We start from the raw sequence: 21,056 nt of genomic DNA on the forward strand, positions 1-21,056 counted from the left end.
AGATGCTCACCTCGACCCCGCCGACGGCGCACTACGTCGCCGCGGCCGCCCCGGGCTCCACGGTCAAGGTCGACGTCGCCCTGGTGACCCGTGGCTGGGGCACCCAGCTCGACATCGACTGCGAGGACATGCCGAAGGAGGGCGAGCTGCTGCTCTACGTCATCGACCGCAACGGCAAGGCCATGACCGCGGCGTCCTGGCGTGCGACGACGTCCGGCTACTCCCGGGTGACCGGAGCGACCGCCCTGAGCCCCGACCAGATCGAGGCCATCGAGGTCCGCACCGGAACCGGCAGGGTCGTCGCGTCGGCGCGGACGTGAGGGCCAACGCTCGAGGGCCCGGTTCGCGGGTGCGCGGGGCTGCGATACCGGGCCCTGGGTGACGGTTCACGTACCACAACGGGCCAACCGCCGAAGCTGGGAGCGTCGGGTCGAGTCCGGTTCTGTCCGGTCTGCGACCCTCACACCGATCAGTGCCGGTCCCACGGCCGCAGATACACGCCGGGAGCCTCGGGCCCGGGCATCCACCCCGTGCGACACTGTGGCATGGCTGACGACGTGTCCATCCAGAGCCGCATCAAGTCGCTCATCGACGAGGAGCACGCCCTGCGCGAGTCGCTCGGCAAGGGCGAGATCACCGTCGACGACGAGCACGCGCGCCTCGGCAGCATCGAGGTCGAGCTGGACCAGTGCTGGGACCTGCTGCGCCAGCGTCGAGCCCGGCGCGAGTTCGGCCAGGACCCGGAGGAGGCTCAGGTCCGCTCCGAGCGCACCGTCGAGGGCTACCTCGGCTGAGCCGACGCCGTCTCGACGGCGAGGCCGTGGCCGAACGGGAAGAGCGGGTCGTCGTAGCCCGGCACGTCCTCGCCGTGCCGGCGGACCTGCTCCATGGAGCGGGGCAGGTCGAAGGGCAGCTTCCCTTGCGGGGCCTCGAGGCCGGTCAGGGCGTCGACGAGCGCGTCGTCGCTCGTGCCGTAGCTGGCCACGATGGTCGTGGCCACGGGCAGCAGCGGGGTCAGCACGGCCGGCCGGTCCAGGACGACGTCGAGCACGAGTGGGCACACGGCGGCGAGCCGGCCGAGCCGGTGCACCAGCCCCGGCGGGAAGTCCAGGGACCCCTGGTGGAACCACGACTCGAGGAACAGGTCCGCGCGGGGCTCGAACGGGGCGGTGACGCGCACGACGGCGACGTCGGCGTCCTGCGGCCGGTCCACGACCGTGCCGAGGCGGCTCGCCGCCTCGGCTGACAGGTTCTCGACGTAGACGCGCAGTCCCCGGCGTAGCGGCAGCGTCGCCTCGGCGCACGTGACGTTCGACGCGGCCGCTCGGGCGCCGGCGGGGGCGCCGTTCTGCAGCACGGTCACCGACCGCGCCTGCACGGCCCGGCCCAGCTCGCGGAAGTCCGCTCGGCCCACGGTCGCGGCGGCCGCGTCCTCGTCGACGTAGGGGTTCTCGAACAGGCCGAGGCGGAACTTCACGGCCAGCAGGCGCCGCGCGGACACGTCGATGCGGTCCTCGGTGACGCGGCCCGCCTTGACGAGGTCGATGAGGACCTCGACGCACTCCTCCCCGCCGAACTGGTCGGCCCCGGCCTGCAGGATGAGCTCCATCCGGCCGGCCGGGTCCAGGTGCTCGACGCCCCAGGCCCGGGCCGGGAGCACCTGGTCGCCGACGTGGTTGTCGTTGACCAGCTCCCAGTCGGTGACGACGACGCCGTCGTAGCCCAGCTGCTCGCGCAGCAGCCCGGTGACGATCTGCCGGTTGTAGCCGAACCCGACCGGCTCGATCGGCTCGCCGTCGATCCGCAGGCCCACCGGCATGCCGTAGTAGGGCATGATCCCGGCCGTGCCGGCCGCGATGGCCGGCGGGAACGGCTTGAGGTGCTCGGCGAACCGGCCGCCGGGGTAGACCTGCTCGCGGCCGTAGGGAAAGTGGGCGTCCTCACCGTCCTTCTGCGGCCCGCCGCCGGGGAAGTGCTTGCTCGTGCAGGCCACGCTGCCGGGCCCGAGCGACTGGCCCTGGAAGCCCTCGAGGTAGGCCACGCCGAGCTCGGTGACGAGGTCCGCGTCCTGGCCGAAGGTGCCGGCCTGTCGGGCCCAGCGCGGCTCGGTGGCCAGGTCCAGCGTCGGGTGCAGCGCCGCGCGGATGCCCACGGCGACGTACTCCTGCCGGGCGACGTCGGCGAAGGTGCGCACCAGGTCCGCGTCGCGCAGGGCGGCCAGGCCCAGCGGCTCGGGCCACTGGGAGAAGGCGCCGGCCGAGAACGACACCCCGACGTTCTCGATGAACGCGTGGCGCGGGTCGGTCGAGATCGTCACCGGGATGCCGTGCGGCGTGCGCTCCGCCAGCGACTGCAGCGCGTTGCTCCACCGGGCGGCCATCCGCGGGTCGGCCAGCGCGTGCACGTTGAAGTGGCTCAGGTGCTTGTCCAGCACCACCTGCGACGTCGGCGACTTGCTGATCGCGCCCGGCGCCTCGAGGACCGAGCCGTCCGTGCCGGCCTCGATGACGGTCTGGAACATCAGGCCGACCTTCTCCTCCAGCGACAGCCGGCCGAGCAGGTCCTCGACCCGGTCGGCCACCGGCAGCCGGGGATCCTCGTACGGGTCCATCCGGCCGTTGCCGTTCAGGTCGCGGTACACGACCCCGTCCTCGGAGATGCTCGTCTCGGGTCGCACGGGTAGAACCCTTTCATGGTGCAGGTGGACGCAGGGGAGGCGGAAGTGGGGCCGTGGCCGCCCGCGTGAGGGGGCCGCGCAGGGCGGGCGGCCACGGCGTCGGGAGCCGGTGGGCTGCTCCCGACGGGTCGAGCGGTCAGGCGAGCCCGGCGCCGAACTGCTCGATGCCGATGACGGGGCGCAGGCGCCGCTCGACGGCCGGCGTCGCGAAGCCCCGGCGGATGACGTCGCGTCCGAGCACGTTGCCGGCCACGCCCATGACCATCGCCTGGTCGAGCGACAGGTAGCGCCGAGCCACCGTCCCGGAGCGCACCGCGACCGCGTCGAAGAACCCGCCGCGGCCGTAGGCGTCGAGGTCCGCCTGGAGGTTCGCGAGGTTGGTGAACGCCTCGTCGGGCTCGTGCAGCATCGCCAGGAAGGCGGCGTGCGGGGTGACGACGCCGTCGCCGTAGGTCGGGTTGGGGTTCGTGGCGGGGCGGCAGTCGCCGAAGCCGGGGTCGTAGTTGGTCTTCTCCCGGTCGGAGAAGTAGCCGTCGGGGTTGAGCCCGAGGGCGTCGACGCCGTACTCGCGGTAGGTGCCGAACGGGTCGCTCGAGGGGCTGAAGCCCCAGTAGCCGTAGCCGGCGTCGTCGAGGCCGTGCTCGCGCTGGGCCCGCACGTGCAGCGGGTGGTTGCGGCCCCAGCTGTTCGGCGCCCACTCGGCCTCGGGGACGAAGACGTCGGGCATCAGCTCCTCGAACATGCTGCCGCCCCAGGCGGGCACGACGTGCAGGCCGCGGTAGGTGTACGCGCCCTCGTAGACGTCGACGCCGAGGTAGGTGCGGTGCTCGCCGACGGGCTGCATCTCCTGCCAGGACCAGTCGCAGCCGGCCGGGAACGTGCGCCACATGGCGTAGTACTGGGCGCCGGGGATCTGCCCGGTGAGGATGCCGAGGTAGCTGGTGATGCGCGTCTCGGAGACCGTCGTGTCGTAGTGGTGGTTGGTGTACCAGACGTCCGGGCCGACGCCGATGTGGTTGCCGGTGTAGCCGGAGAACCCGGGCGGCGGTGGCGCGTCGTAGAACCCGCCGTGGATGAGGCCGGGCTTGAGGGCCACGTTCGTGTCGTAGAACATGTCCCAGCGCATCCGGCCGAAGATGCGGGAGGCCCACGGTGCCGCGGCGGCGTCCGAGCTGCGGACGACGAGCAGCGCCGCGCCGAGCCAGCCGTTGTCGACGCTCGACAGGAACGGGTAAACGCGGCTGCCGTCCGTGGGCCACGTCGTCAGCACCTCGCCGGTGGCCTCGTCGTACCAGTTGTAGTACATGCCGCTCGGCTCGTGGTGCTGCATGCGGTCGAGCGTCTTGAGCGTCCGGATGAGCCGGGCCGACGCCTCGCCGCGGCCGATGATGCCGAGCTCACGGGCCGCGATCGTGGACCACATGTAGCCGCCGATGTTCGTCGGCGAGGTGTATCCCGAACGGTCCTCTGCGGCAAGGCTTTCCGGGATGTTGTCGGCAGGCAGGCCGGTCCTGGGGTCGGTCATCGCGACGAGGCTGCGCCAGGTGTCGGCGGCCCACGTGCGCACGCGGGCCGCGTCGAGCGCACGCGTCCGGGCGTTGAGCCCGCCACGCAGGAAGGCGGGGGCCGAGCCGGTGCGGGTCGTGGCACCGGCCGGCGCCGCCGGCGCGAGGGCGAAGGCGGCCAGGGCGGCGGCGCCGCCGACGAGGAGGCTGCGTCTGGTCGGGGTCGAGGACGGGGTGGGACCGGGACGGTCGGACATGCGGGTGTTCTCCGTTCCTTTACTTGAGGCCGGTCGTCGCGATGCCCTCGATGAAGCGCTTCTGGAACACGAGGAAGACGACGAGGATCGGCAGGATGACGACGGTGGCGCCCGCCAGGAGCAGGCCGTAGTGGGTGCTGTTCTGGCCCGTCGAGTAGAGGGCCAGCGCCACGGGGAGGGTGTACTTGTCCTCGGTCTGGCCCACGACGAGCGGCCAGAGGAAGTTGTTCCAGCTGCCGAGGAACGTCAGGATGCCCAGCGTCGCCAGAGCGGGACCGCACAGCGGCATGATGATCCGCCAGAAGATCCGCAGCTCGCCGGCGCCGTCGACGCGTCCGGCGTCGAGGAGGTCCCGGGGCAGGCCGAGGATGAACTGGCGCATGAGGAACACGCCGAACGGGCTGACGAGGAACGGCAGGAAGAGGCCGGGCAGCGAGTTGATGAGCCCCACGTTGGCGACGAGGACGAACAGCGGCACGAACGTCACGACGCCGGGGATCATCAGCGTCGCCATGACGGCGAGGAACAGGGGACGCTTTCCGCGGAACTCGAGCATCGCGAAGGCGTAGCCGAGCATCGAGCAGAAGACGAGGTTGCCGGCCGTCACGACCACCGCCACGACGATGGAGTTGAAGAAGTACTGGCCGAAGTTCAGCTTGCTGAACAGCTGCGTGTAGTTGTCGAGGGACGCGCTGTGCGGCCACCACGTCGGGGGGACCTGGCGCAGCTCGCCCTCGCCCTTGAAGGACCCGAGGACCATCCACACGAACGGCGCGACGACGGCCACCAGGGCGACGACGAGGACGAGGTAGAGCCACCACCGTCCGCCCTGGCCCGAGCCGACCATGCCCGAGCGCGGTGCCCGGGAACGCCCGGACGGGCGGGCACCCGCCTCCGGCGTCGGTCGGGGTGCGGTGTCGACGGACATGTCAGGTCCTCTCTCGCAGCAGCCGGAACTGGATGGCGGTGACGACCGCGATGACGACGAAGATGAGGTAGCTCATCGCCGACGCGAGGGCGTAGTTGCCGAAGCCGAACTGCTGGTACGTGTAGTAGGACAGCGAGATCGTGCTGTTCAGCGGGCCACCCTTGGTCATGACGAACGGCTCCTCGAAGAACTGGAGGTAGCCGATCGCCGTCGTGACCATGACGAACAGCAGGGTCGGGCGCAGCAGCGGCATCGTCACGTGCCGGAACCGCTTCCAGGCCCCGGCGCCGTCGATGGCCGCCGCCTCGTGCAGCTCGCCGGGTACCGCCTGCAGGCCGGCCAGGAAGATGATCATCGCGGTGCCGAAGTTGCGCCACGACGCCATGAGGATGAGCGCAGGCATCGACCAGTGCGGGTCACCGAGCCAGTTCGGTCCCTCGATGCCGACCCAGCCGAGCGCCGTGTTGATGAGGCCGCCCGGGTCCTGCAGGAGGAAGCGCCACACGACGGCCACCGCGACGATCGAGGTGATGACCGGCAGGTAGAAGCCGAGGCGGAACGCGGCCCGGAAGCGGGTGATGCCCTTGTCGAGGGCGACCGCGGCGGCAAGCGCCACGACGAGGGTCAGGGGCATCCCGACGAGGACGAAGTAGGCGGTGTTGCCCGCGGCCGTGCGAAAGAGCGGGTCGGACAGCGCCTTGGCGTAGTTCTCGAACCCGACGACGTCGACGGCGAAGGGGGTGCGCAGGTCGCGGGCCCTCGTGTCGGTGATGCTCATGAAGAGCGACTGGAGCACCGGCCACGCGGTGAAGGCGAGGAAGAGGAGGCAGAACGGGAGGGCGAGGATCCACGCCGCCCGCCCCTCCCGCCGGACCGCCTTCGCGGCCCGGCGGGAGGTTCCGGTGGACGGCCCACCGGGCGACGCGTCGGGACGTGCCGCCGCGTCGCCCGCCGCGACGGGCGACACGGGTCCCGTGGGGGACCCCGTCGTGCCGGTCCGGGCGGTCATGGTCTCAGCTGCCCGTGCCGATGGAGTCGGCCTGCTGCTGGGCCGTCTTCAGCCCCTGGGCGGGGTCCTCGCCGGTCTTGGTGATCTTCTCCAGCTCGGTGTCGAGACCCTTGACGGCCTGCTCCCACGTCGGGAAGGACGGCGGCGCCTTGGCCGTCTCGAGCTGCTTGCCGAAGACGGCGAGCTTCTTGTCCGAGGCCAGCTGCGGGTCCTGCCAGGCGCTCTTCACCGAGGGCAGGTCGGTCGAGAGCGTGTACCACTTGGCCTGGACCTTCGGGTCGGTGAGCCACTGGACGAACTTCCAGGCCGTGTCCCGGTTCTTCGTGCTCTTGAAGACGACGAAGTTCGAGCCGCCGACGAACGACGAGGAGCCCTGCGACCCGGCCGGGATCGGCGCGACGTTGTACTTGTCCTTGAAGCCGGGGCCGCCGACCTTCTCGACCGCGGCCATCTCCCAGGGGCCGGAGATGAACATCGGCACCTTGCCGCTGACGAAGTCCGGCTCGGTCGTCGGCGTCGCGGGTGCGGCCTTGTCGGAGATGCCGTCGGTGAAGAAGGACTGGTAGTACTGCGCCGCCTTGAGCATCTGCGGGCTGTCGAAGTTGTAGGCCTTGCCGCCGTTCTTGGTCAGGTCGGCCCCCTCACCCCAGGCGAACGGCATGAGGGTCTGCCAGGACCCCTCGCCACCGGCCTGCAGGCCGATGCCCCACTTGGCGCCGGCCTTGGTCTGCATGGCCTTGGCCATGTCGTGCAGGCCCTTCCAGTCGGTCGGGACGGTGTCGTAGCCGGCCTTCTTGGCCAGGTCCGTGCGGTAGAAGACGACGCGCGTCTCCACGTACCACGGGATGCCGAACGAGGTGCCGCCCACCTCGGTCGTCTTCTGCGCGCCGTCGAAGAAGACGGACTTGTCGATCTGGCCGGGGGTCGGGTCGAGGGCGTTCATGCCGGCGAACTCACCCATCCACGTCGTGCCGACCATGGCGACGTCGGGGGTCTTGTTGGCCGTGATGGCCGTCGTGAACTTGTCGTGGGCGGCGTCCCACGGGATGGCGGTGACCTGGATCTTGACGCCGGGGTTGGCCGCCTCGAAGTCCTTGGCAAGCTTGGGCAGGTTGTCGCCCTCCGCGCCCATGGCCCACACGGTGATGGTGCCGGTGGCCTTGCCGGTGCTCACGGCGGCGCCGGTCTGGCCCGCGGCGGGGCCGCCGGTGTCGGAGCCCCGGCCGCACGCGGTCACGGTCAGGGCCGCGGCCGTCATGCACGCGACGGTGATGGCTGTGGTGCGTCTCATCGGGGTGTTCTCTCTTTCTCTGGGGCATGCTGCGTGGGTTGCTCGTGCACACGGTGCGGCGCGGGCGCGGACGATGAGCGCGGGCTCGCGCAGCCGCACGAGCCACGGATGACCACACGGGTCGGCAGCACCCGGCGCTCGGTCGCCGGTTGCGCCCCCTGGACCCGCTGGTGGAGGCGTTCGGCCGCGAGCTCCCCCAGCTCGTGGACGGGTTGCCGGACGGTCGTGAGGCCCGGGCGCACGTACCTGGCGGTCATGACGTCGTCCCAGCCGACGACGGCCACATCCCCCGGGACGTCGCGACCGGCGTCCTGCAGCCGGGCCATGATCGACAGGGCCAGCTCGTCGTTGGCGCAGACGAGCGCGTCGGTCTCGAGCTCACCGGACAGGACGCGGTCGGCGACGCGCTCGCCGTCGGCCTCGCGGAAGGGGACGCGGAGTGGCTCGGCCGGTTCGAGCCCCGCGTCGTGGTGGGCCGCGACGAAGCCGGCGTGGCGCTCGGCGATGTCGGGCGCCCCGTCGGGGTCACCGACGAACAGGAGGCGACGCCGGCCGTGGCCGAGGACGTGGGTGGTGAGCTCGGCCGCACTGTGGACGTTCTCGGCGGCGACGCTCTCGATGCCGCTCTGCGGCTCGCCCGCGATGATGACGACGGGCTTGCGGCCGTGCAGGGCCCGGGCCACGGCCGGTGGCATGGCGGCCGAGCCGAGCACGGCGATCGCGTCGACCCGGGTGGTGAGGCGTCGGACCGCACGAGCGGCGTCGGCCTTGCCCTCGGTGAGCAGGAGGGTGACGCTCTGGCCGAGGTCGGCGGCGCGCGTCTCGAAGCCGAGGAGCAGCTCGGCGTAGTAGGGCCCGCTGAGCTCGGGCAGGACGAGGCCGTACGCCTCGTGGTGGCGCACCGCGAGGCTGCGGGCGGCGCCGAGCGGCACGTAGTTGAGCTCGTCGACGGCGTCGAGGACCTTGCGACGCGTCGCCTCGGACACGACGTCGGTGCCTTGGAGGACGCGCGAGACCGTCGCGATGGAGACCCCGGCGCGCTCGGCGACCGAGTAGATCGTCGCGCCGCCGGGAGCCGCGGCAGCGGCCGTCGGGGACGCGGTGGGCGGAGCGGCGGCACGGCGCGCGGGGTCCGCCTGCTCGGCTGCCATGGGCCCACCTCCGCCTCGTCGTCGAGTCCGTGCCGTCGCGCTGTCCGGGTCTGTAAGCGCTTACATCCATATCCATCCTGCACACGTCCCGCGGCAGAGCGCAAGACCCTCGGGTCCTCGGGGGTCCGCGCCGTCCCCCACGGCCACGCGTCGACGCGGTCAGGGGAGTGCGTGCCGGCACCCTCCCGCCAGCGGTGAAGCATTGGGGCCCAAGCGTTTTCGGGCTCCCGACCAGGCCTCGGACCGCGCGAGGCCCGGTGCCGTCACGATCGACGACACCGGGCCGCGGGGTTCCCGAAGAGGATGCTCCGGTCAGGCGACGGAGTCCTGGAGGATGCCGACGTGGCTCCCGTCGGGCAGCGCGACGACGGCGGTTCGCCGACCCCCGCCCACCTCGGTCGGATCCTGAACGACGGTGGCCCCCGCGCCGACGAGCGCGTCGCGCGAGGCGGTGATGTCATCGACGGTCCAGTACGGCAGCGGACCGGCCAGGCCCTTCCGGCTGCCGTTGGGGTCCAGGCCCACCTCGACGCCCGACACGGTGAAGCCGACGTAGTACGGCTGGTCGGTGTGCGGGTCGCCGAGGAGGGCGGTGAAGGCGGCCTTCGCGGCCTCGAGGTCGGTGACGGCGTAGACGATGGTGTTCATGCTCGGCATGGCTGCTCCTTCTCGCGGGTGGTCGGGTGCCCGGCGGTGCCGGTGTCACATCGGGCCGGTGCGGCCCGTCAACGGCATGACGGACGAGACACGGGGGATGTGACACGGCGATGGGCACGGGGATGGACAGGGGGATGGACACGGGGATGGACACGGGGATGGACACGACACCGGACTGGCTGGCCCGACGCTTCGAGGACCACCGACCGCACCTGCGGGCCGTGGCCTACCGCGTGCTCGGCTCCCCCACCGAGGCCGACGACGCCGTCCAGGAGGCCTGGCTGCGGCTGAGCCGGACCGACACCGGGGACGTGGCCAACCTCGGTGGGTGGCTCACGACCGTCGTCGCCCGGATCAGCCTCGACATGCTGCGGTCCCGGTCGGCGCGCCGCGAGCACCTGTGGGACACCGCCGGGACCGAGTCCCCGGGCGACGCCACCGTCGTGCCCATCGGCGGGAGGCGCGCCCCCGACCCGGCCCGCGAGGCCGAGCTCGCCGACTCCGTGGGGCTGGCGCTGCTCGTCGTGCTCGACACGCTCGCCCCGGCCGAGCGGCTCGCCTTCGTCCTGCACGACCTGTTCGGGCTGCCCTTCGAGGAGATCGCCGACGTGCTCGACCGCTCCCCCGCCGCGACGCGTCAGCTCGCGAGCCGGGCCCGGCGCCGGGTCCGGGCCTCGGACGTCGACCTCGACGCCGAGCGCGTCGGTGCCGCGGTCCGGGCCGCGGACGGGGTGGCGAGGTCGCGACAGCGGAAGGTCGTCGAGGCCTTCCTCGCGGCCTCCCGGGGTGGTGACCTCCGCCGGTTGCTCGAGCTGCTGGACCCCGGCGTCGTCGTCCGGTCCGATGCGGCCGCCGCGCTCATGGGGTCACCGGCGGAGCTGCGCGGGCGCGAGGCCGTCGCCGCGATGTTCGACGGACGCGCCCGGGGAGCCCGGCTCGCCGCCATCGACGGGCGCGTCGGAGCGGTGTGGATGCTGCACGGCGTGCCGAAGGTCGTCTTCGCCTTCACCGTCGAGGACGGGCACGTCGTGAGCATCGACCTCGTCGCGGACGAGGCGCGCCTCGACGCGCTCGACCTCGACTACCTGTGACGGCTGCCGCTCAGCCCTGCGCGTCCTGCTGCGAGGCCTGGGAGGCCTGCGCGGCCTGCGCGGCCCAGTCGCGGACGCGTCGCGCGCTCTCCTCCTCGGACAGGTCCTCGACCCGCGTCAGGATGCTCCACCGGACGCCGAACGGGTCCCGGATGCTGGCGTACCGGTCACCCGAGACGAAGTCGGTCGCCGGCTCGCGCAGCGTCGCGCCCGCGGCGAGCGCCCGCTCGACGACGGCGTCGACGTCCGGGCGGTAGAGCCCGAGGGAGTAGCAGTCGTCCTCGCCGTCCGGCGGGCCCACGAGGTGGTAGTCGGGCATCGGCTCGCCGAGCTGCAGGTGGCCGTCGCCGAGGTCGAGGTCGGCGTGGACGACGACGCCGCCCATCTCGGTGACGTCGACGACCCGGGCGCCGAAGACGTCGGCGTAGAACCGGATCGCCTCGGCGGCACGGGGCACGGCGATGAAGGGCGTGAGGCTCGTCGACCCGTGCGGCACGCCGTTCGTCGTGTGGGCGCCGGTGGCGGCTCGGCTCGTCGCGGACGTGGTGGTGGTGTCACTCATGACGCCGAGGCTAGGCGCGGGGTGGCCTCTGCGGCTTGAACATTCACGACACCCGGGCGAGCGCGCGGCCCGCAGTCCGGTCGTGCGGCCGGGAGGGGCTGGTTGGTTGCCCCACGGCAACGGCGGCTTCAACGCCGGCTGAGGGCCACAGCCGATCCGACGCGTCGCCGTTGCCGCTCTTCGTCAGCGTTGCGTCACATGGTCGGCGAGGCACCAGTGACAAAGCGGCCCCAGCGGTCACCGACGCACCCAGCGCCACCACATCCGTTGCGGCTGCGGATCGTCCGCAACCGGGAATACCGTCGCCGCCATGGACACCTCGCACCCTGCGCCGACCGACCTCTCCGGCCGCTCCGACCTCTCCCCCTTCCTCCCGCCGCCCTCGCACCCGCCGGTCGCCGGCACTGAGGTCCAGATGCTCCTCGGCGAGCTCGAGCGGGTCCGCGGCTACGTGCGGTGGAAGTGCAGCGGCGTCGACGCCGACGGCATGCGCCGGCGGCTCGGGCCCTCGAGCCTGACGCTCGGCGGCCTGCTCAAGCACCTGGCGCTCGTGGAGGACCACTGGTTCGGCAACCGGCTGCACGGCCTGGCCCTCGGCGAGCCCTGGGCGTCGGTCGACTTCGACGCCGACCCGGACTGGGAGTTCCGCACCGCCGCCGACCACTCCCCCGAGGAGCTGCTCGCCCTGTGGGAGACCTCGTGCGACCGGTCGCGCCGACGGCTCGCCGAGGCCCTCGCCGACGGAGGGCTCGACCACCCGGCGGCGTTCACGTGGCGGGACGGACGGACGCCGGACACGCGTCGCGTCGTCGTCGACATGGTCGAGGAGTACGCACGCCACGTGGGCCACATCGACCTCCTGCGCGAGAACGTCGACGGCCTCACCGGCGAGGACCCCGACGCCTGACCGCAGGTCTCTCAGGCCGGTCGCAGCGCCGACGCGAGCCGCCGGTGCAGGGCGGCGACCGCCTCGGCGTCGAGGGGGCCCGGCCGGCTGAGCACGGACACCAGGCGTCGGGCCCACGTCACGGCCACGCCGTCGATGACGAACGACCCGCCGACGAGCGGCCAGTCCGCGTCGACGAAGCAGAGCGCCGCGGTGACGTCGACGTCGACGTCCGCACCGAGCCCGGCACGCACGACGTCGACCTGACGGTGCGCGGCGGTGACGAGCCCGGTCCGGTCCCGCGTCCCGACGAGCAGCCGGTCGACCCGTGGACGCAGGAAGCCGCCCTCGACGACGTGCCGCGGCCGTCCCCTGTACCGCTTGGCGTCCACCACGACGACCCCCTGGGCGCAGACGACGACGTGGTCGAGGTTGGCTCGCGAGCCCGGCACGCGCCGGTCGTGCAGCACGCGGAACGTGGGACCCGCGGCGGCGTCGAGGGCCGAGCCGACGTGCTCCTCGCCGCGCGCGCCCGTCTCCCACGCCCTGGTGCTCTGCGGGTCGGCGAAGAGGGCGAGGAGCAGGCCACCGATGCGAGGTGCGCGGGCGCGCACCCGCTCCTCCCGGGCGCGGCGGCGCCGGTCGTGCTCGCGCCGGGCCGACGCGCCTGCGGTCCCGTCGAGGAGCGGCAGCGCGCTCGGCAGGTCCGCGGCGCTCGGCTCCGAGGAGGTGTGGCAGTCCACGCAGCGGACGGTGCGGGTCACCCGGGAGTGGATGGCAGGTGCTCCGCGGTCCAGGTGCGCGCCGCACCGCACGCAGGCGCCGGCGTACCGGAGCCTCACCCGCTTCTCATCCTCGGCGAGTGGCTCGTCCCCTGTCATTCGCCTGACGCTAGGCGTCCGCGGCCGACGCCGTGGCCGAACGCGGGAGAACGCGGGAGAACGCGGGATGTGCTGCCCCGGGCGTGACCGACACCACCCCGGCCCGGCCACCCGACCGGCGCCGAGGTCGTATCGTCGGAACGTGGCTGACGGGACGCGTGCGGCGGTCGTGCTCGGGTCGGGCGGAGCCCGGGGCTACGCGCACATCGGCGCGCTCGAGGTGCTCGCCGAGCGCGGCATCGAGGTCGTCGCCATCGCCGGTACGTCGATGGGCGCCCTCGTCGGCGGGCTCGCGGCGGCCGGACGGCTCGACGCGTACACGGAGTGGGCGCGGAGCCTGACCCAGCGCGAGGTGTGGCGGCTCCTCGACCTCAACCTCACCGGGCTCGGCGGGCTCGGCGGCGCGATCCGGGCCGAGCGCATCATCGCCCGCGTCGGCGAGATCCTCGACGGTGCGACGATCGAGGACCTGCCGATCCCGTTCACGGCGGTCGCCACCGACATCAACGCCCGCCGCGAGGTGTGGTTCCAGCGCGGGCCGGTCGAGCAGGCGATCCGCGCCTCGATCGCCATCCCCGGCGTCATCACGCCGGCGGTCATCAACGGGCGGGTCCTCGTCGACGGCGGCCTCATCAACCCGATCCCCATCGAGCCGACGGCCGCCGCGCCCGCCGACGTCACCATCGCGGTGTCGCTGTCCGGCATGCGGTCCTCGACCGGCACCGCGACACCGGTCAAGGAGTCCTCCGAGCAGCGGCCCCGCGAGGAGTGGGCGCTGCGACTGCGGCGCAGCGCCGCCGAGGTCCTCGACTCCGAGCGGGTCCGGTCGATCACGAGCCGGTTCTCCCACGGCCGCGAGGTCGACGCCGAGCTGACCGTCGCGCCGGACGCCTCCGACGTCGTCCCGCAGGCCGCGGCCGAGGTGCTCGCCCCGGGCCGTGCCGACATCGGCACCGTCGACCTGCTCACCATGTCCTTCGACACCATGAGCGCCCTCATCTCGCGCTACCGCATGGCGAGCAACCCGCCCGACGTCCTCGTCACCGTCCCGTCGAACGCCGTGCGGACCCTCGACTTCCACCGGGCCGCCGAGATGATCGAGCTCGGCCGCCAGCTGACGGCCGAGGCGCTCGACCACGCCGGCTACTGACGCCTGCCCCACCCGCCCTGGCGTGCTGTCGGCGGTCGCGTGTCGAATGGGCCCGTGGTCCTCCTGCACGCCGACGCCGACGCGTTCTTCGCCTCCGTCGAGCAGCGCGACGACCCGCGGCTGCGCGGGCGGCCGATGGTGGTCGCGCACGAGGTCGTCGCGTGCCCGTCCTACGAGGCCAGGGCGCTCGGCGTGCACGCCGGCATGTCGACGCGGATGGTCAGCCGTCGGTGGCCCGAGGTGCTCGTCGTGGGCTACCGGGCCGATGCCTACGAGGACGCCTCACGACGGCTGTTCGACGTCTTCCGCTCGTTCACCCCCCTCGTCGAGCCGGGCTCCATGGAGGAGGCGTTCCTCGACGTCACGGGCCGCGACCGCGGTGACCCCGCCGGCATGGCGGCCGCGCTCCGACGCGCGGCCAGGGCCGAGGTCGGCCTCCCGGTCAGCATCGGCGTCGGGCGCACCAAGCTCATGGCCAAGCTGGCCAGCCGGCGCGCCAAGCCGGACGGCCTCGTCGTCGTCGACCCCGAGACCGAGGCCCGGGTGCGGCCCCGGCTCCGGCTCGACGACCTCTGGGGTGTCGGGCCCGCGACGTACGAGAAGCTCCACGCCGCAGGCCTGTTCGTCGTCTCCGACCTCTACGGCTGGGACGAGCAGCGGCTCAAGGGGGTCGTCTCCACGGCGATGGCGCGACGCCTCGTGTCGATAGCCGCGGGCACCGACGACGCCACCGTCCGCCTGCCACGGCCACGCCGGTCGGTCAGTGCGACGCGGTCGCTGGCCGCCACCCGGACCCGCTCCAAGGTCCTCGCCGTCCTCGACGAGTGCATCGCGCGGGCGGTCCAGCGGGTGTCGGGGCTCGACGGCCCGCTGCGCCTGCCGGCACGCCTCGAGGTGCACGTCCGCTACGACGACGGCGTGCAGGTGCTCGAACGCGGCCCGCTGCCGGCACCCACGCTCGCCACGGACGTCCTGCGTCGAGCCGCCCACGACCTGCTCGACCGCACCGGCTTCGAGCGGGACGGTCGCGGCGTCACGCTCGTGGGCCTGACCCTGCCGCTGCCCGCCACGCCGCGGTCCTGACGCCTTGACCTCAGGTGCGCTCGAGGTCGCACGATGACGCCCATGGACCCCACCTCGGGCACGCAGACCCTCACCGCGGCGGATGCCGACGCCTACGCCCGCCGCATCGGTGCGACCCTGCCGGCGGCCCCGACGCTCGCGGCGCTGTCGAGCCTGCACCGGGCCCACCTGCTCGTCGTGCCGTTCGAGAACCTCGACATCCACCTGGGCCGGCCGATCCGCCTCGAGCTCGACACGTTGGTCGACAAGGTGGTCCGGCACCGGCGCGGCGGCTACTGCTACGAGCTCAACGGTCTCTTCGCGGCGCTGTTGCGCACGGCCGGGTTCCACGTCGACCTGGTGTCGGCTCGGGTGGCCACGGCGGACGGGGGGTTCACGCCGGAGTACGACCACCTCGCGCTCGTCGTGGCGAGCGGGGACATGGACGAGCCGGTCCTCGCCGACGTCGGGTTCGGCGCGGGGTTCATCGAGCCGATGCCGCTGCGTGACGGGTTCGTGCGCCGCGAGCGCGGCACCGACGTCGGCCTCGTGCGGGACGGCGACACGTGGGCGTACCGGGAGCGTCCCGCCGGCGGTGAGTGGGCCGCCCGGTACCTGTTCACGACCCGCCCGCACCCGTTGTCCGACTTCGCCGCACGCAACGAGTGGCAGCAGACCTCGGCCGAGAGCCACTTCACGCGGCAGCGGCTCGCCTCGGTGCTGACGGCCACCGGGCGCATCACCCTGAGCGGCACGCGGCTCATCACGACGACGCACGGTGTGCGGGACGAGCGACAGGTCGACGAGGCGCAGGTGCACGAGGTGCTCGCGAACCGGTTCGGCATCGACCTGCCGGCGGCGTGATGTCGGCCCGCCTCAGCCCCAGGCGTCGCGGGTGGGGCGGCACAGGCAGAACGGGTGCCCCGCCGGGTCGGCGTAGACGCGGAAGCCGCGCTCGGGCGCCGGCTGCGGCGGTTCCACCGGGTCCAGGGCCGCGCCACCGAGGGCGAGGACCCGCTCGTGAGCGGCCGCGATGTCGACGACGACGAAGTCGAGGTGCACCTGCTGCTGGCCGCGCGGCCAGTCCGGCGACTCGTGGTTCGGGGCCAGCTGGGTGGCGATGCGCGGGCCGTCCCAGACGACGTTGAACCAGTCGCCGTCGGCATCGGCCACCACGGTGCCGCCGAGGAGGTCGGCGTAGAACTGCGCGACGCCGGCCGCGTCGGCGCAGTCGAGGGCCACGCAGTCCCAGCCGATGCGGTCGCCCGGGCCGGGTGTCGGTGTGGGCGTCGGCGTGGGGTCGGGTGCTGCGGTGTCTGTCATCCCACCACCTCAGCACCCGCCACCGACACGCGCCACCGGGATTCGCCCGCCGGCCGGCACCCGTCGCCTCAGGTGGCGGTCGGCCACACGAGGGTGGTGGAGGTGACCGGTCGAACCGTCGACACCGGGCCGGACCCGGTGATGGTCACCGTGTGCGTGCCGGGCGGCAGCTCCGGGAACCGCACCGAGCCGTGCCCTGCCCGCACCCGAGGCTCCGCCGTGGCGAGCACGGCCCCGCCCTCGCTGCGGACGGTGACGGTCACCGCCTGGTCGGGAGGGCCGGCGTCGGGGTCGTCGTCCTCGAGGTCGAAGGCGACGCGCAGCGCGTGCCCGTCGGTGACGAGGTCGGGCACGACCGCCCGGACGCTGACGGTTGCGAGGTCGCGGCGGCGCACCGGCTTGGCCGTGAGGATCTCCTGCACCTGGTCGAGGACGACCGGGTTGCACTGGAGGTTGGTGTGCTGGTCGGGCACCCGGACCGCGAGGTTCGTGTCGAGGGTCTCACCGAGGCCGACGGCGCCGGTCAGCGTCACCGTGCCGTCGCCGTAGTCGTCGTCGGACCCGAACGTCTGCGACGTGACCGCCCGGCCGTCCCGGAAGGTCACCGTGGTCTGCGTCGGTTGGCGCACCCCGAGCACCAGGTGGGCGGTGTCCCGGCTCGCCGGCCGGGCGGCCTCGGCGGCCTGCAGGTCGGTGTGGAAGGCCATCGCGTCGGCGACCATGGCGGTGTCGAGGTTCGGCACCTGCACCTCGGTCGTCTTGGCCCAGTCGCCGCCTGCCCCGGGGGCGCCGCCGATGCACGCGTACTCCGGGAGCAGCTGGTGCAGCGACGGCATGCTCCGGGCGAACTGCGTCAGGTCGACCGACAGGGGCCCGATGCCCTTGCGCACCCCGTTGACGAGCTGCTCGAGGGCGTCCGTGGCCCCGCGCCACGGCGTCCCGAGCGTCACGAGCTTGCGGGTCACCTCCGCGCCGCCGCACTTCTCGATGTACCACCGGGCCACGAGGCCACCCATCGAGTGGCACACGAAGACGACCTTCGCGTCGGCCCACTGCCCACCGCGGGCGCGCAGGCGCTCGAGCGCGGGCTCGACGACGGTGCCGAGCCGCCGGCCGTTGTAGCGGTTCGACAGGCGCCAGTCGTAGGCGAAGGCGATGAGGGTCGGCGGCTGGGCCCCGTCGCCGCGTCGGTAGCCGAGCCTCTCCAGCGCCGAGACGAGGACGTCGTAGCCCCGGATCGGGGTCCAGATTCCGGGGATGGCGTGGACGTCCGGCATGAGGGCGACCGGTTCGACGCCGTCGCCCGGGTGGTCGTCGCCGATACCGGCCGGCAGCGCGTGCTTGAGCACCGAGTCGCCGCCGGTGAACATCTTCCAGACCGCACCGGCGCTCGGTGCCCAGATGAGGTTCGAAGCGGCGGGGGACCCGTCCGTGCCGCGCACCCCGAGGGTGCTGCCCGTGATGCCCGGGAGCACCACGACCAGATCGTTGCTCGTCATCCGACCCACCGCCTCGATCCTGGGGACTGCAGAGAGCTGCAAGAGGACTGCCGGGGGCTGCTGCGAAGCCCTCCGACCAACGGTGGCACCGATGCCGGCTGGTGATACGCGAAACGGGTGCGAACGTCGCAGAAGTCGTGGAGCCGGGCAGGAGCACCCGTCGGCGTCACCCGCCCGGAGCCTCGATCGTGGGCGAGCTCAGTGCGTGCCGGCGGCGAGGGCCGCGACGACCCGGTCGTAGACGGTCGGCGCCCCGGCCGCGACGAGCCCCGGCGGGGCGGTGTCGCGCGGCGAGTAGGGCTGCCCGTCCGCCCGGCCGAGGACGCCGCCCGCCTCGGCGAGCAGGAGCGACCCGGGAACGTGGTCCCACGGCGCGCCGCGCGCGTAGAGCACGTAGTCGGCCGCGCCCTCGACGAGCTTCGGGTAGTCGATGCCGCAGGAGACCCACGTCAGCTCGAGCGGCGGCAGGCCGCCGAGGCTGCGGCCGATCCACGCCCGGCGCGACGTGCGGCCGCGGAGCCCGGCCCCGCTACCCGCACGGTCGGAGGGGTCGCCGGGCGCCTCCCTTGCGGTGTCAGCAGAGGCGCCACCCGACACGTCACCGGACGGCACGCCCGACGCGTCACCCGAGGCGTCAGCCGAGTCGTCACGGGCGGGCACGGTCAGCCGGGTCGCACCCCGGTCGTCGTGGCGCCAGGAGCCCGCGCCCCGCTCGGCGACGTAGCCGCGGCCGTGCTGGGGCTGCCAGATCCACGAGCGGACCGCCTGCCCGTCGACGGTCTCGCTGACCATGACGGCGTGGTCCGGCGAGCCGTGCACGAAGTTCTTCGTGCCATCGACCGGGTCGAGGGTGAAGGCGTGCGGCGCGGCCGCGTACCGGTCCATGAGGGTGTGGTCCGACGCGAAGGTCTCCTCCCCGAGGACGACGGCGTCCGGGTGGGCGTCGAGCAGCGCCCGGGTGATGAGCACCTCGGCCTCGCGGTCCGCGTCCGTGACGAGGTCGCCCGGGTTCTTCTCGTGCACCTCGCCGTCGGCGAGGGACCGGAACCGCGGGTTGACCACCTCCTCGGCGACCTCGCGCAGCAGCGTCAGGATCTCGTCGGTGTCCACGGCAGCAACCTAGCCCCTTCCTCGAGCGCCTCCGCTGGGCGATCGCTGGACGCTTGCTGGAGGCATCGTGACCTCCCTCTGAGGGAAGGCTGTGAGTTGCGTGAAACCCTTTGGTGCCCAACGAATTCCGTCCACGTCGATACGGCCCACCAGCGCCTCGCGGGCACTACATTCCGCCATATCGGGGGTCACCACAAGGAACCCATGGATGGAGCAGCACATGAGACTGCGTTCCACAGCATCAGCCCTGGTCGCCGCCGCGTCACTCGTGGTGGCCGCCGGAGCGGCGACGGCGGGCACACCCACGACGTCCGAGCCGCAGGTCATCAGCGACGACGCCCTCAAGGCCGAGTCGGTGACGATGGGAGGCGCGAAGGTCCTCCCGACCACCCGCACCGTGCCCCACTGGTACGGCACCCAGGCCGACCCGTCCGACGGGCGAACCTACGGCTACAACATGGTCGGGGCCGACCCGCACTCGTGCAGCGGCTCGGCGTGCGACGTCACGGTCCAGGTCGACATCACCCCGATCAGGGTCGTCGTCGCGGGCCGTACCTTCGACGGGTCGACCGTCCTGCCGGCGACCCTCGCCTCGCCGCAGTTCGCCACCGGCGACTACGGGTCGACGACGGCCGCCACCGCTGCCGGCGCCTTCCCGAACGCGCCGGCGCTCGTGCGCGGGCCCGGCGGTCTGCTGTCGCAGGAGGATGCCGGCGTGCCGCTCCAGCTGGAGGACGCGACGATGCGGGCCCAGTTCGACAGGACCGGCGCGAGCCCGTACCACCTGCGGCTGCACCCGAACGTCCTGCCGCCCGTGACGTTCACGGTGCCGAGCAACCAGGGTGGGCTGCTGCAGAGCGGTCGCGGTGTGGTCTTCGCGAGCGTCGACATCGGCTGGTGGTCGGCCCAGATCACCAACCTCGAGTCGACCGCCGACCCGACGCACCTGCCGCTCTACCTCACCGACGACATCCTGCTGCACACCGGCAAGTCGCTGACCGACTGCTGCGTCATCGGCTACCACGGCACCGTCGCCGCCGGGAACCGCTACGGCACCGGCAAGTCGCAGGGCAACGCGGCCGTCCAGACGTTCGCCTGGGCGTCGTACGTCAGCCCCGGCATCTACGCGCGGCCCGACGGCGGCACCTACTGGGCGCTGCAGGACATCCACGCCATCAGCCACGAGATCGCCGAGTGGGGCGACGACCCCTTCGTCAACAACACGGTCGAGCCGTGGCTGACGCCGACCGCCCCGCAGTACGGCTGCACCTCGGTGCTCGAGACCGGTGACCCCGTCGTCGCCATCGGCTTCGCCCAGGGCACCAACACGTTCCGCCAGGGTCCCAACCCGAACGGGACGCAGAGCGCGGACGGGGCCTACCACCCCGAGGACGAGGCGCTCTTCCCGTGGTTCCTGCGCCTGCCGCCGAACGCGGCCGGCACCGAGCCGACTCAGAGCGGGGCGGGTGGCCGCTACACCTTCATGGGTGACCTCAACCCGTTCCCGGGCTTCCGCCAGCCGGCCACCGGCTGCTGACCCGGGCGACGCGTCCGCCCACCACGCGACCCACCCCCGCTCGCGAGCGGGGGTGGGTCGCTCGTCACCGCGTCACCCCTCGGGGCGCAGGTGATCCGGCAGCGCGAGCCAGTAGTCGAGGATGCCGCGCGCCACGGCGTCGGTGCCCGGACGCGTCGCCGTCACCGGCACGCCCGACGCCGCGGCCTCCTCCAGGGGGGCCACGACGTGGGCGGGCAGCGCGTCGGAGAGCGCGGTGAGCAGGTCGAGACGCCCGCGCATCCCCAGGGCGTAGACGAGGCTGCGCAGGTGGTCGCTGTCGTCGTGGCCCGAGCCGGTGGCGACGAGCTCTGCGGCGCGGAGGGCGAGGGACCGCTCGCGCGCCTCCCGCTGCGGCGAGGGCGGCTCGACGGTGTTGCCGACGACGAACCCGGCCGTCGCGGCGACGTCGCTCGGGACCGGGGCTGTCTCTTCTACACATCTGACGCTGCCGACGACGGA

Annotated in this window: 20 protein-coding genes and 1 pseudogene; 8 read left to right on the forward strand and 13 right to left on the reverse strand. The window is 73.0% G+C overall.

The genetic code is table 11. The features are described from left to right. Positions 1-320 (forward strand): annotated as a pseudogene (locus ACR9ZK_RS13240) (hypothetical protein); the annotation flags it as partial. 225 nt (positions 321-545) lie between these two features. Continuing rightward, the gene (locus ACR9ZK_RS13245) at positions 546-794 is read left to right on the forward strand and encodes a DUF2630 family protein (protein ID WP_481342401.1); all 249 of its coding nucleotides are present in this window, start codon (positions 546-548) and stop codon (positions 792-794) included. Here ACR9ZK_RS13245 and ACR9ZK_RS13250 read toward each other — a convergent pair. From ACR9ZK_RS13250 to ACR9ZK_RS13280, 7 genes are all read right to left on the reverse strand, one after another. Continuing rightward, positions 782-2,677: a glycoside hydrolase family 3 protein gene (locus ACR9ZK_RS13250; protein ID WP_481342402.1), complete on the reverse strand. Its 1,896-nt coding sequence runs from the start codon at positions 2,675-2,677 to the stop codon at positions 782-784. The genes ACR9ZK_RS13245 and ACR9ZK_RS13250 overlap by 13 nt on opposite strands. 136 nt (positions 2,678-2,813) lie before the next feature. Then, a complete protein-coding gene (locus ACR9ZK_RS13255) occupies positions 2,814-4,439 on the reverse strand; it encodes a glucoamylase family protein (RefSeq protein ID WP_481342403.1) in 1,626 nt (541 codons plus the stop codon). A gap of 19 nt (positions 4,440-4,458) precedes the next feature. After that, positions 4,459-5,367, reverse strand: a complete 909-nt coding sequence (locus ACR9ZK_RS13260; RefSeq protein ID WP_481342404.1) for a carbohydrate ABC transporter permease — start codon at positions 5,365-5,367, stop codon at positions 4,459-4,461. Between the two features lies 1 nt (position 5,368). Continuing rightward, a complete protein-coding gene (locus ACR9ZK_RS13265) occupies positions 5,369-6,376 on the reverse strand; it encodes a carbohydrate ABC transporter permease (RefSeq protein WP_481342405.1) in 1,008 nt (335 codons plus the stop codon). Positions 6,377-6,380: 4 nt separating this feature from the next. Then, on the reverse strand, positions 6,381-7,667 hold the full coding sequence (locus ACR9ZK_RS13270) for a sugar ABC transporter substrate-binding protein (RefSeq protein WP_481342406.1): 1,287 nt from the start codon (positions 7,665-7,667) through the stop codon (positions 6,381-6,383). Further along, positions 7,664-8,818: a LacI family DNA-binding transcriptional regulator gene (locus ACR9ZK_RS13275; RefSeq protein WP_481342407.1), complete on the reverse strand. Its 1,155-nt coding sequence runs from the start codon at positions 8,816-8,818 to the stop codon at positions 7,664-7,666. The genes ACR9ZK_RS13270 and ACR9ZK_RS13275 overlap by 4 nt, the downstream gene beginning before the upstream one ends. A 312-nt stretch (positions 8,819-9,130) precedes the next feature. After that, positions 9,131-9,475, reverse strand: coding sequence for a VOC family protein (locus ACR9ZK_RS13280; protein WP_481342408.1), 345 nt, complete (start codon positions 9,473-9,475; stop codon positions 9,131-9,133). Positions 9,476-9,633: 158 nt separating this feature from the next. On the opposite strand from ACR9ZK_RS13280, the gene ACR9ZK_RS13285 reads away from it, so the two are divergent. Beyond that, positions 9,634-10,566: a sigma-70 family RNA polymerase sigma factor gene (locus ACR9ZK_RS13285; RefSeq protein ID WP_481342409.1), complete on the forward strand. Its 933-nt coding sequence runs from the start codon at positions 9,634-9,636 to the stop codon at positions 10,564-10,566. A gap of 10 nt (positions 10,567-10,576) precedes the next feature. On the opposite strand, the gene ACR9ZK_RS13290 is transcribed toward ACR9ZK_RS13285, so the two are convergent. Then, positions 10,577-11,128 (reverse strand): VOC family protein, encoded by a 552-nt coding sequence (locus ACR9ZK_RS13290; protein ID WP_481342410.1) that lies wholly within the window; start codon positions 11,126-11,128, stop codon positions 10,577-10,579. A 310-nt stretch (positions 11,129-11,438) separates the two neighbouring features. Between ACR9ZK_RS13290 and ACR9ZK_RS13295 the strand changes: the two genes are divergently transcribed. Next, positions 11,439-12,035 carry a DinB family protein gene (locus ACR9ZK_RS13295; protein ID WP_481342411.1) on the forward strand — a complete coding sequence of 199 codons (597 nt, stop codon included), beginning with the start codon at positions 11,439-11,441 and terminating at the stop codon, positions 12,033-12,035. Between the two features lie 11 nt (positions 12,036-12,046). Here the strand turns inward: ACR9ZK_RS13295 and ACR9ZK_RS13300 are convergent, their stop codons facing one another. Further along, entirely contained in the window at positions 12,047-12,757 is a 711-nt protein-coding gene (locus ACR9ZK_RS13300; protein WP_481342412.1) for an NERD domain-containing protein, read from the reverse strand. Between the two features lie 280 nt (positions 12,758-13,037). On the opposite strand from ACR9ZK_RS13300, the gene ACR9ZK_RS13305 reads away from it, so the two are divergent. The 3 genes from ACR9ZK_RS13305 to ACR9ZK_RS13315 are packed head-to-tail and all read left to right on the forward strand — an operon-like array spanning position 13,038 to position 15,971. Then, positions 13,038-14,045: a patatin-like phospholipase family protein gene (locus ACR9ZK_RS13305; RefSeq protein ID WP_481342413.1), complete on the forward strand. Its 1,008-nt coding sequence runs from the start codon at positions 13,038-13,040 to the stop codon at positions 14,043-14,045. A 54-nt stretch (positions 14,046-14,099) separates the two neighbouring features. Continuing rightward, the gene (locus ACR9ZK_RS13310; RefSeq protein ID WP_481342414.1) at positions 14,100-15,128 is read left to right on the forward strand and encodes a Y-family DNA polymerase; all 1,029 of its coding nucleotides are present in this window, start codon (positions 14,100-14,102) and stop codon (positions 15,126-15,128) included. Positions 15,129-15,170: 42 nt separating this feature from the next. Beyond that, complete coding sequence (locus ACR9ZK_RS13315) at positions 15,171-15,971, forward strand: arylamine N-acetyltransferase family protein (RefSeq protein ID WP_481342416.1); 801 nt, start codon at positions 15,171-15,173, stop codon at positions 15,969-15,971. Between the two features lie 12 nt (positions 15,972-15,983). Here the strand turns inward: ACR9ZK_RS13315 and ACR9ZK_RS13320 are convergent, their stop codons facing one another. The 3 genes from ACR9ZK_RS13320 to ACR9ZK_RS13330 form a co-directional block, all read right to left on the reverse strand. Continuing rightward, the gene (locus ACR9ZK_RS13320) at positions 15,984-16,430 is read right to left on the reverse strand and encodes a VOC family protein (protein WP_481342418.1); all 447 of its coding nucleotides are present in this window, start codon (positions 16,428-16,430) and stop codon (positions 15,984-15,986) included. A gap of 68 nt (positions 16,431-16,498) precedes the next feature. Then, positions 16,499-17,929 (reverse strand): esterase/lipase family protein, encoded by a 1,431-nt coding sequence (locus ACR9ZK_RS13325; RefSeq protein WP_481342419.1) that lies wholly within the window; start codon positions 17,927-17,929, stop codon positions 16,499-16,501. 198 nt (positions 17,930-18,127) lie between these two features. After that, entirely contained in the window at positions 18,128-19,039 is a 912-nt protein-coding gene (locus tag ACR9ZK_RS13330) for an inositol monophosphatase family protein (protein WP_481342420.1), read from the reverse strand. Positions 19,040-19,259: 220 nt separating this feature from the next. On the opposite strand from ACR9ZK_RS13330, the gene ACR9ZK_RS13335 reads away from it, so the two are divergent. Further along, positions 19,260-20,576 carry a hypothetical protein gene (locus ACR9ZK_RS13335; RefSeq protein ID WP_481342421.1) on the forward strand — a complete coding sequence of 439 codons (1,317 nt, stop codon included), beginning with the start codon at positions 19,260-19,262 and terminating at the stop codon, positions 20,574-20,576. A 72-nt stretch (positions 20,577-20,648) separates the two neighbouring features. Here ACR9ZK_RS13335 and ACR9ZK_RS13340 read toward each other — a convergent pair. Continuing rightward, positions 20,649-21,056, reverse strand: a 408-nt coding sequence (locus ACR9ZK_RS13340; protein ID WP_481342422.1) for a hypothetical protein, incomplete at its 5' end; no start/stop codon positions are given.

The organism is Monashia sp. HAY1-5C, assembly GCF_056755255.1.

Coding starts and splice junctions, on each gene's coding strand:
- ACR9ZK_RS13260 (WP_481342404.1), bottom strand. CDS start 5,367: ATGTCCGTCGACACCGCACCCCGACCGACGCCGGAGGCGGGTGCCCGC.
- ACR9ZK_RS13320 (WP_481342418.1), bottom strand. CDS start 16,430: ATGACAGACACCGCAGCACCCGACCCCACGCCGACGCCCACACCGACA.
- ACR9ZK_RS13255 (WP_481342403.1), bottom strand. CDS start 4,439: ATGTCCGACCGTCCCGGTCCCACCCCGTCCTCGACCCCGACCAGACGC.
- ACR9ZK_RS13290 (WP_481342410.1), bottom strand. CDS start 11,128: ATGAGTGACACCACCACCACGTCCGCGACGAGCCGAGCCGCCACCGGC.
- ACR9ZK_RS13265 (WP_481342405.1), bottom strand. CDS start 6,376: ATGACCGCCCGGACCGGCACGACGGGGTCCCCCACGGGACCCGTGTCG.
- ACR9ZK_RS13325 (WP_481342419.1), bottom strand. CDS start 17,929: ATGACGAGCAACGATCTGGTCGTGGTGCTCCCGGGCATCACGGGCAGC.
- ACR9ZK_RS13295 (WP_481342411.1), top strand. CDS start 11,439: ATGGACACCTCGCACCCTGCGCCGACCGACCTCTCCGGCCGCTCCGAC.
- ACR9ZK_RS13285 (WP_481342409.1), top strand. CDS start 9,634: ATGGACACGACACCGGACTGGCTGGCCCGACGCTTCGAGGACCACCGA.
- ACR9ZK_RS13280 (WP_481342408.1), bottom strand. CDS start 9,475: ATGCCGAGCATGAACACCATCGTCTACGCCGTCACCGACCTCGAGGCC.
- ACR9ZK_RS13335 (WP_481342421.1), top strand. CDS start 19,260: ATGAGACTGCGTTCCACAGCATCAGCCCTGGTCGCCGCCGCGTCACTC.
- ACR9ZK_RS13275 (WP_481342407.1), bottom strand. CDS start 8,818: ATGGCAGCCGAGCAGGCGGACCCCGCGCGCCGTGCCGCCGCTCCGCCC.
- ACR9ZK_RS13245 (WP_481342401.1), top strand. CDS start 546: ATGGCTGACGACGTGTCCATCCAGAGCCGCATCAAGTCGCTCATCGAC.
- ACR9ZK_RS13270 (WP_481342406.1), bottom strand. CDS start 7,667: ATGAGACGCACCACAGCCATCACCGTCGCGTGCATGACGGCCGCGGCC.
- ACR9ZK_RS13315 (WP_481342416.1), top strand. CDS start 15,171: ATGGACCCCACCTCGGGCACGCAGACCCTCACCGCGGCGGATGCCGAC.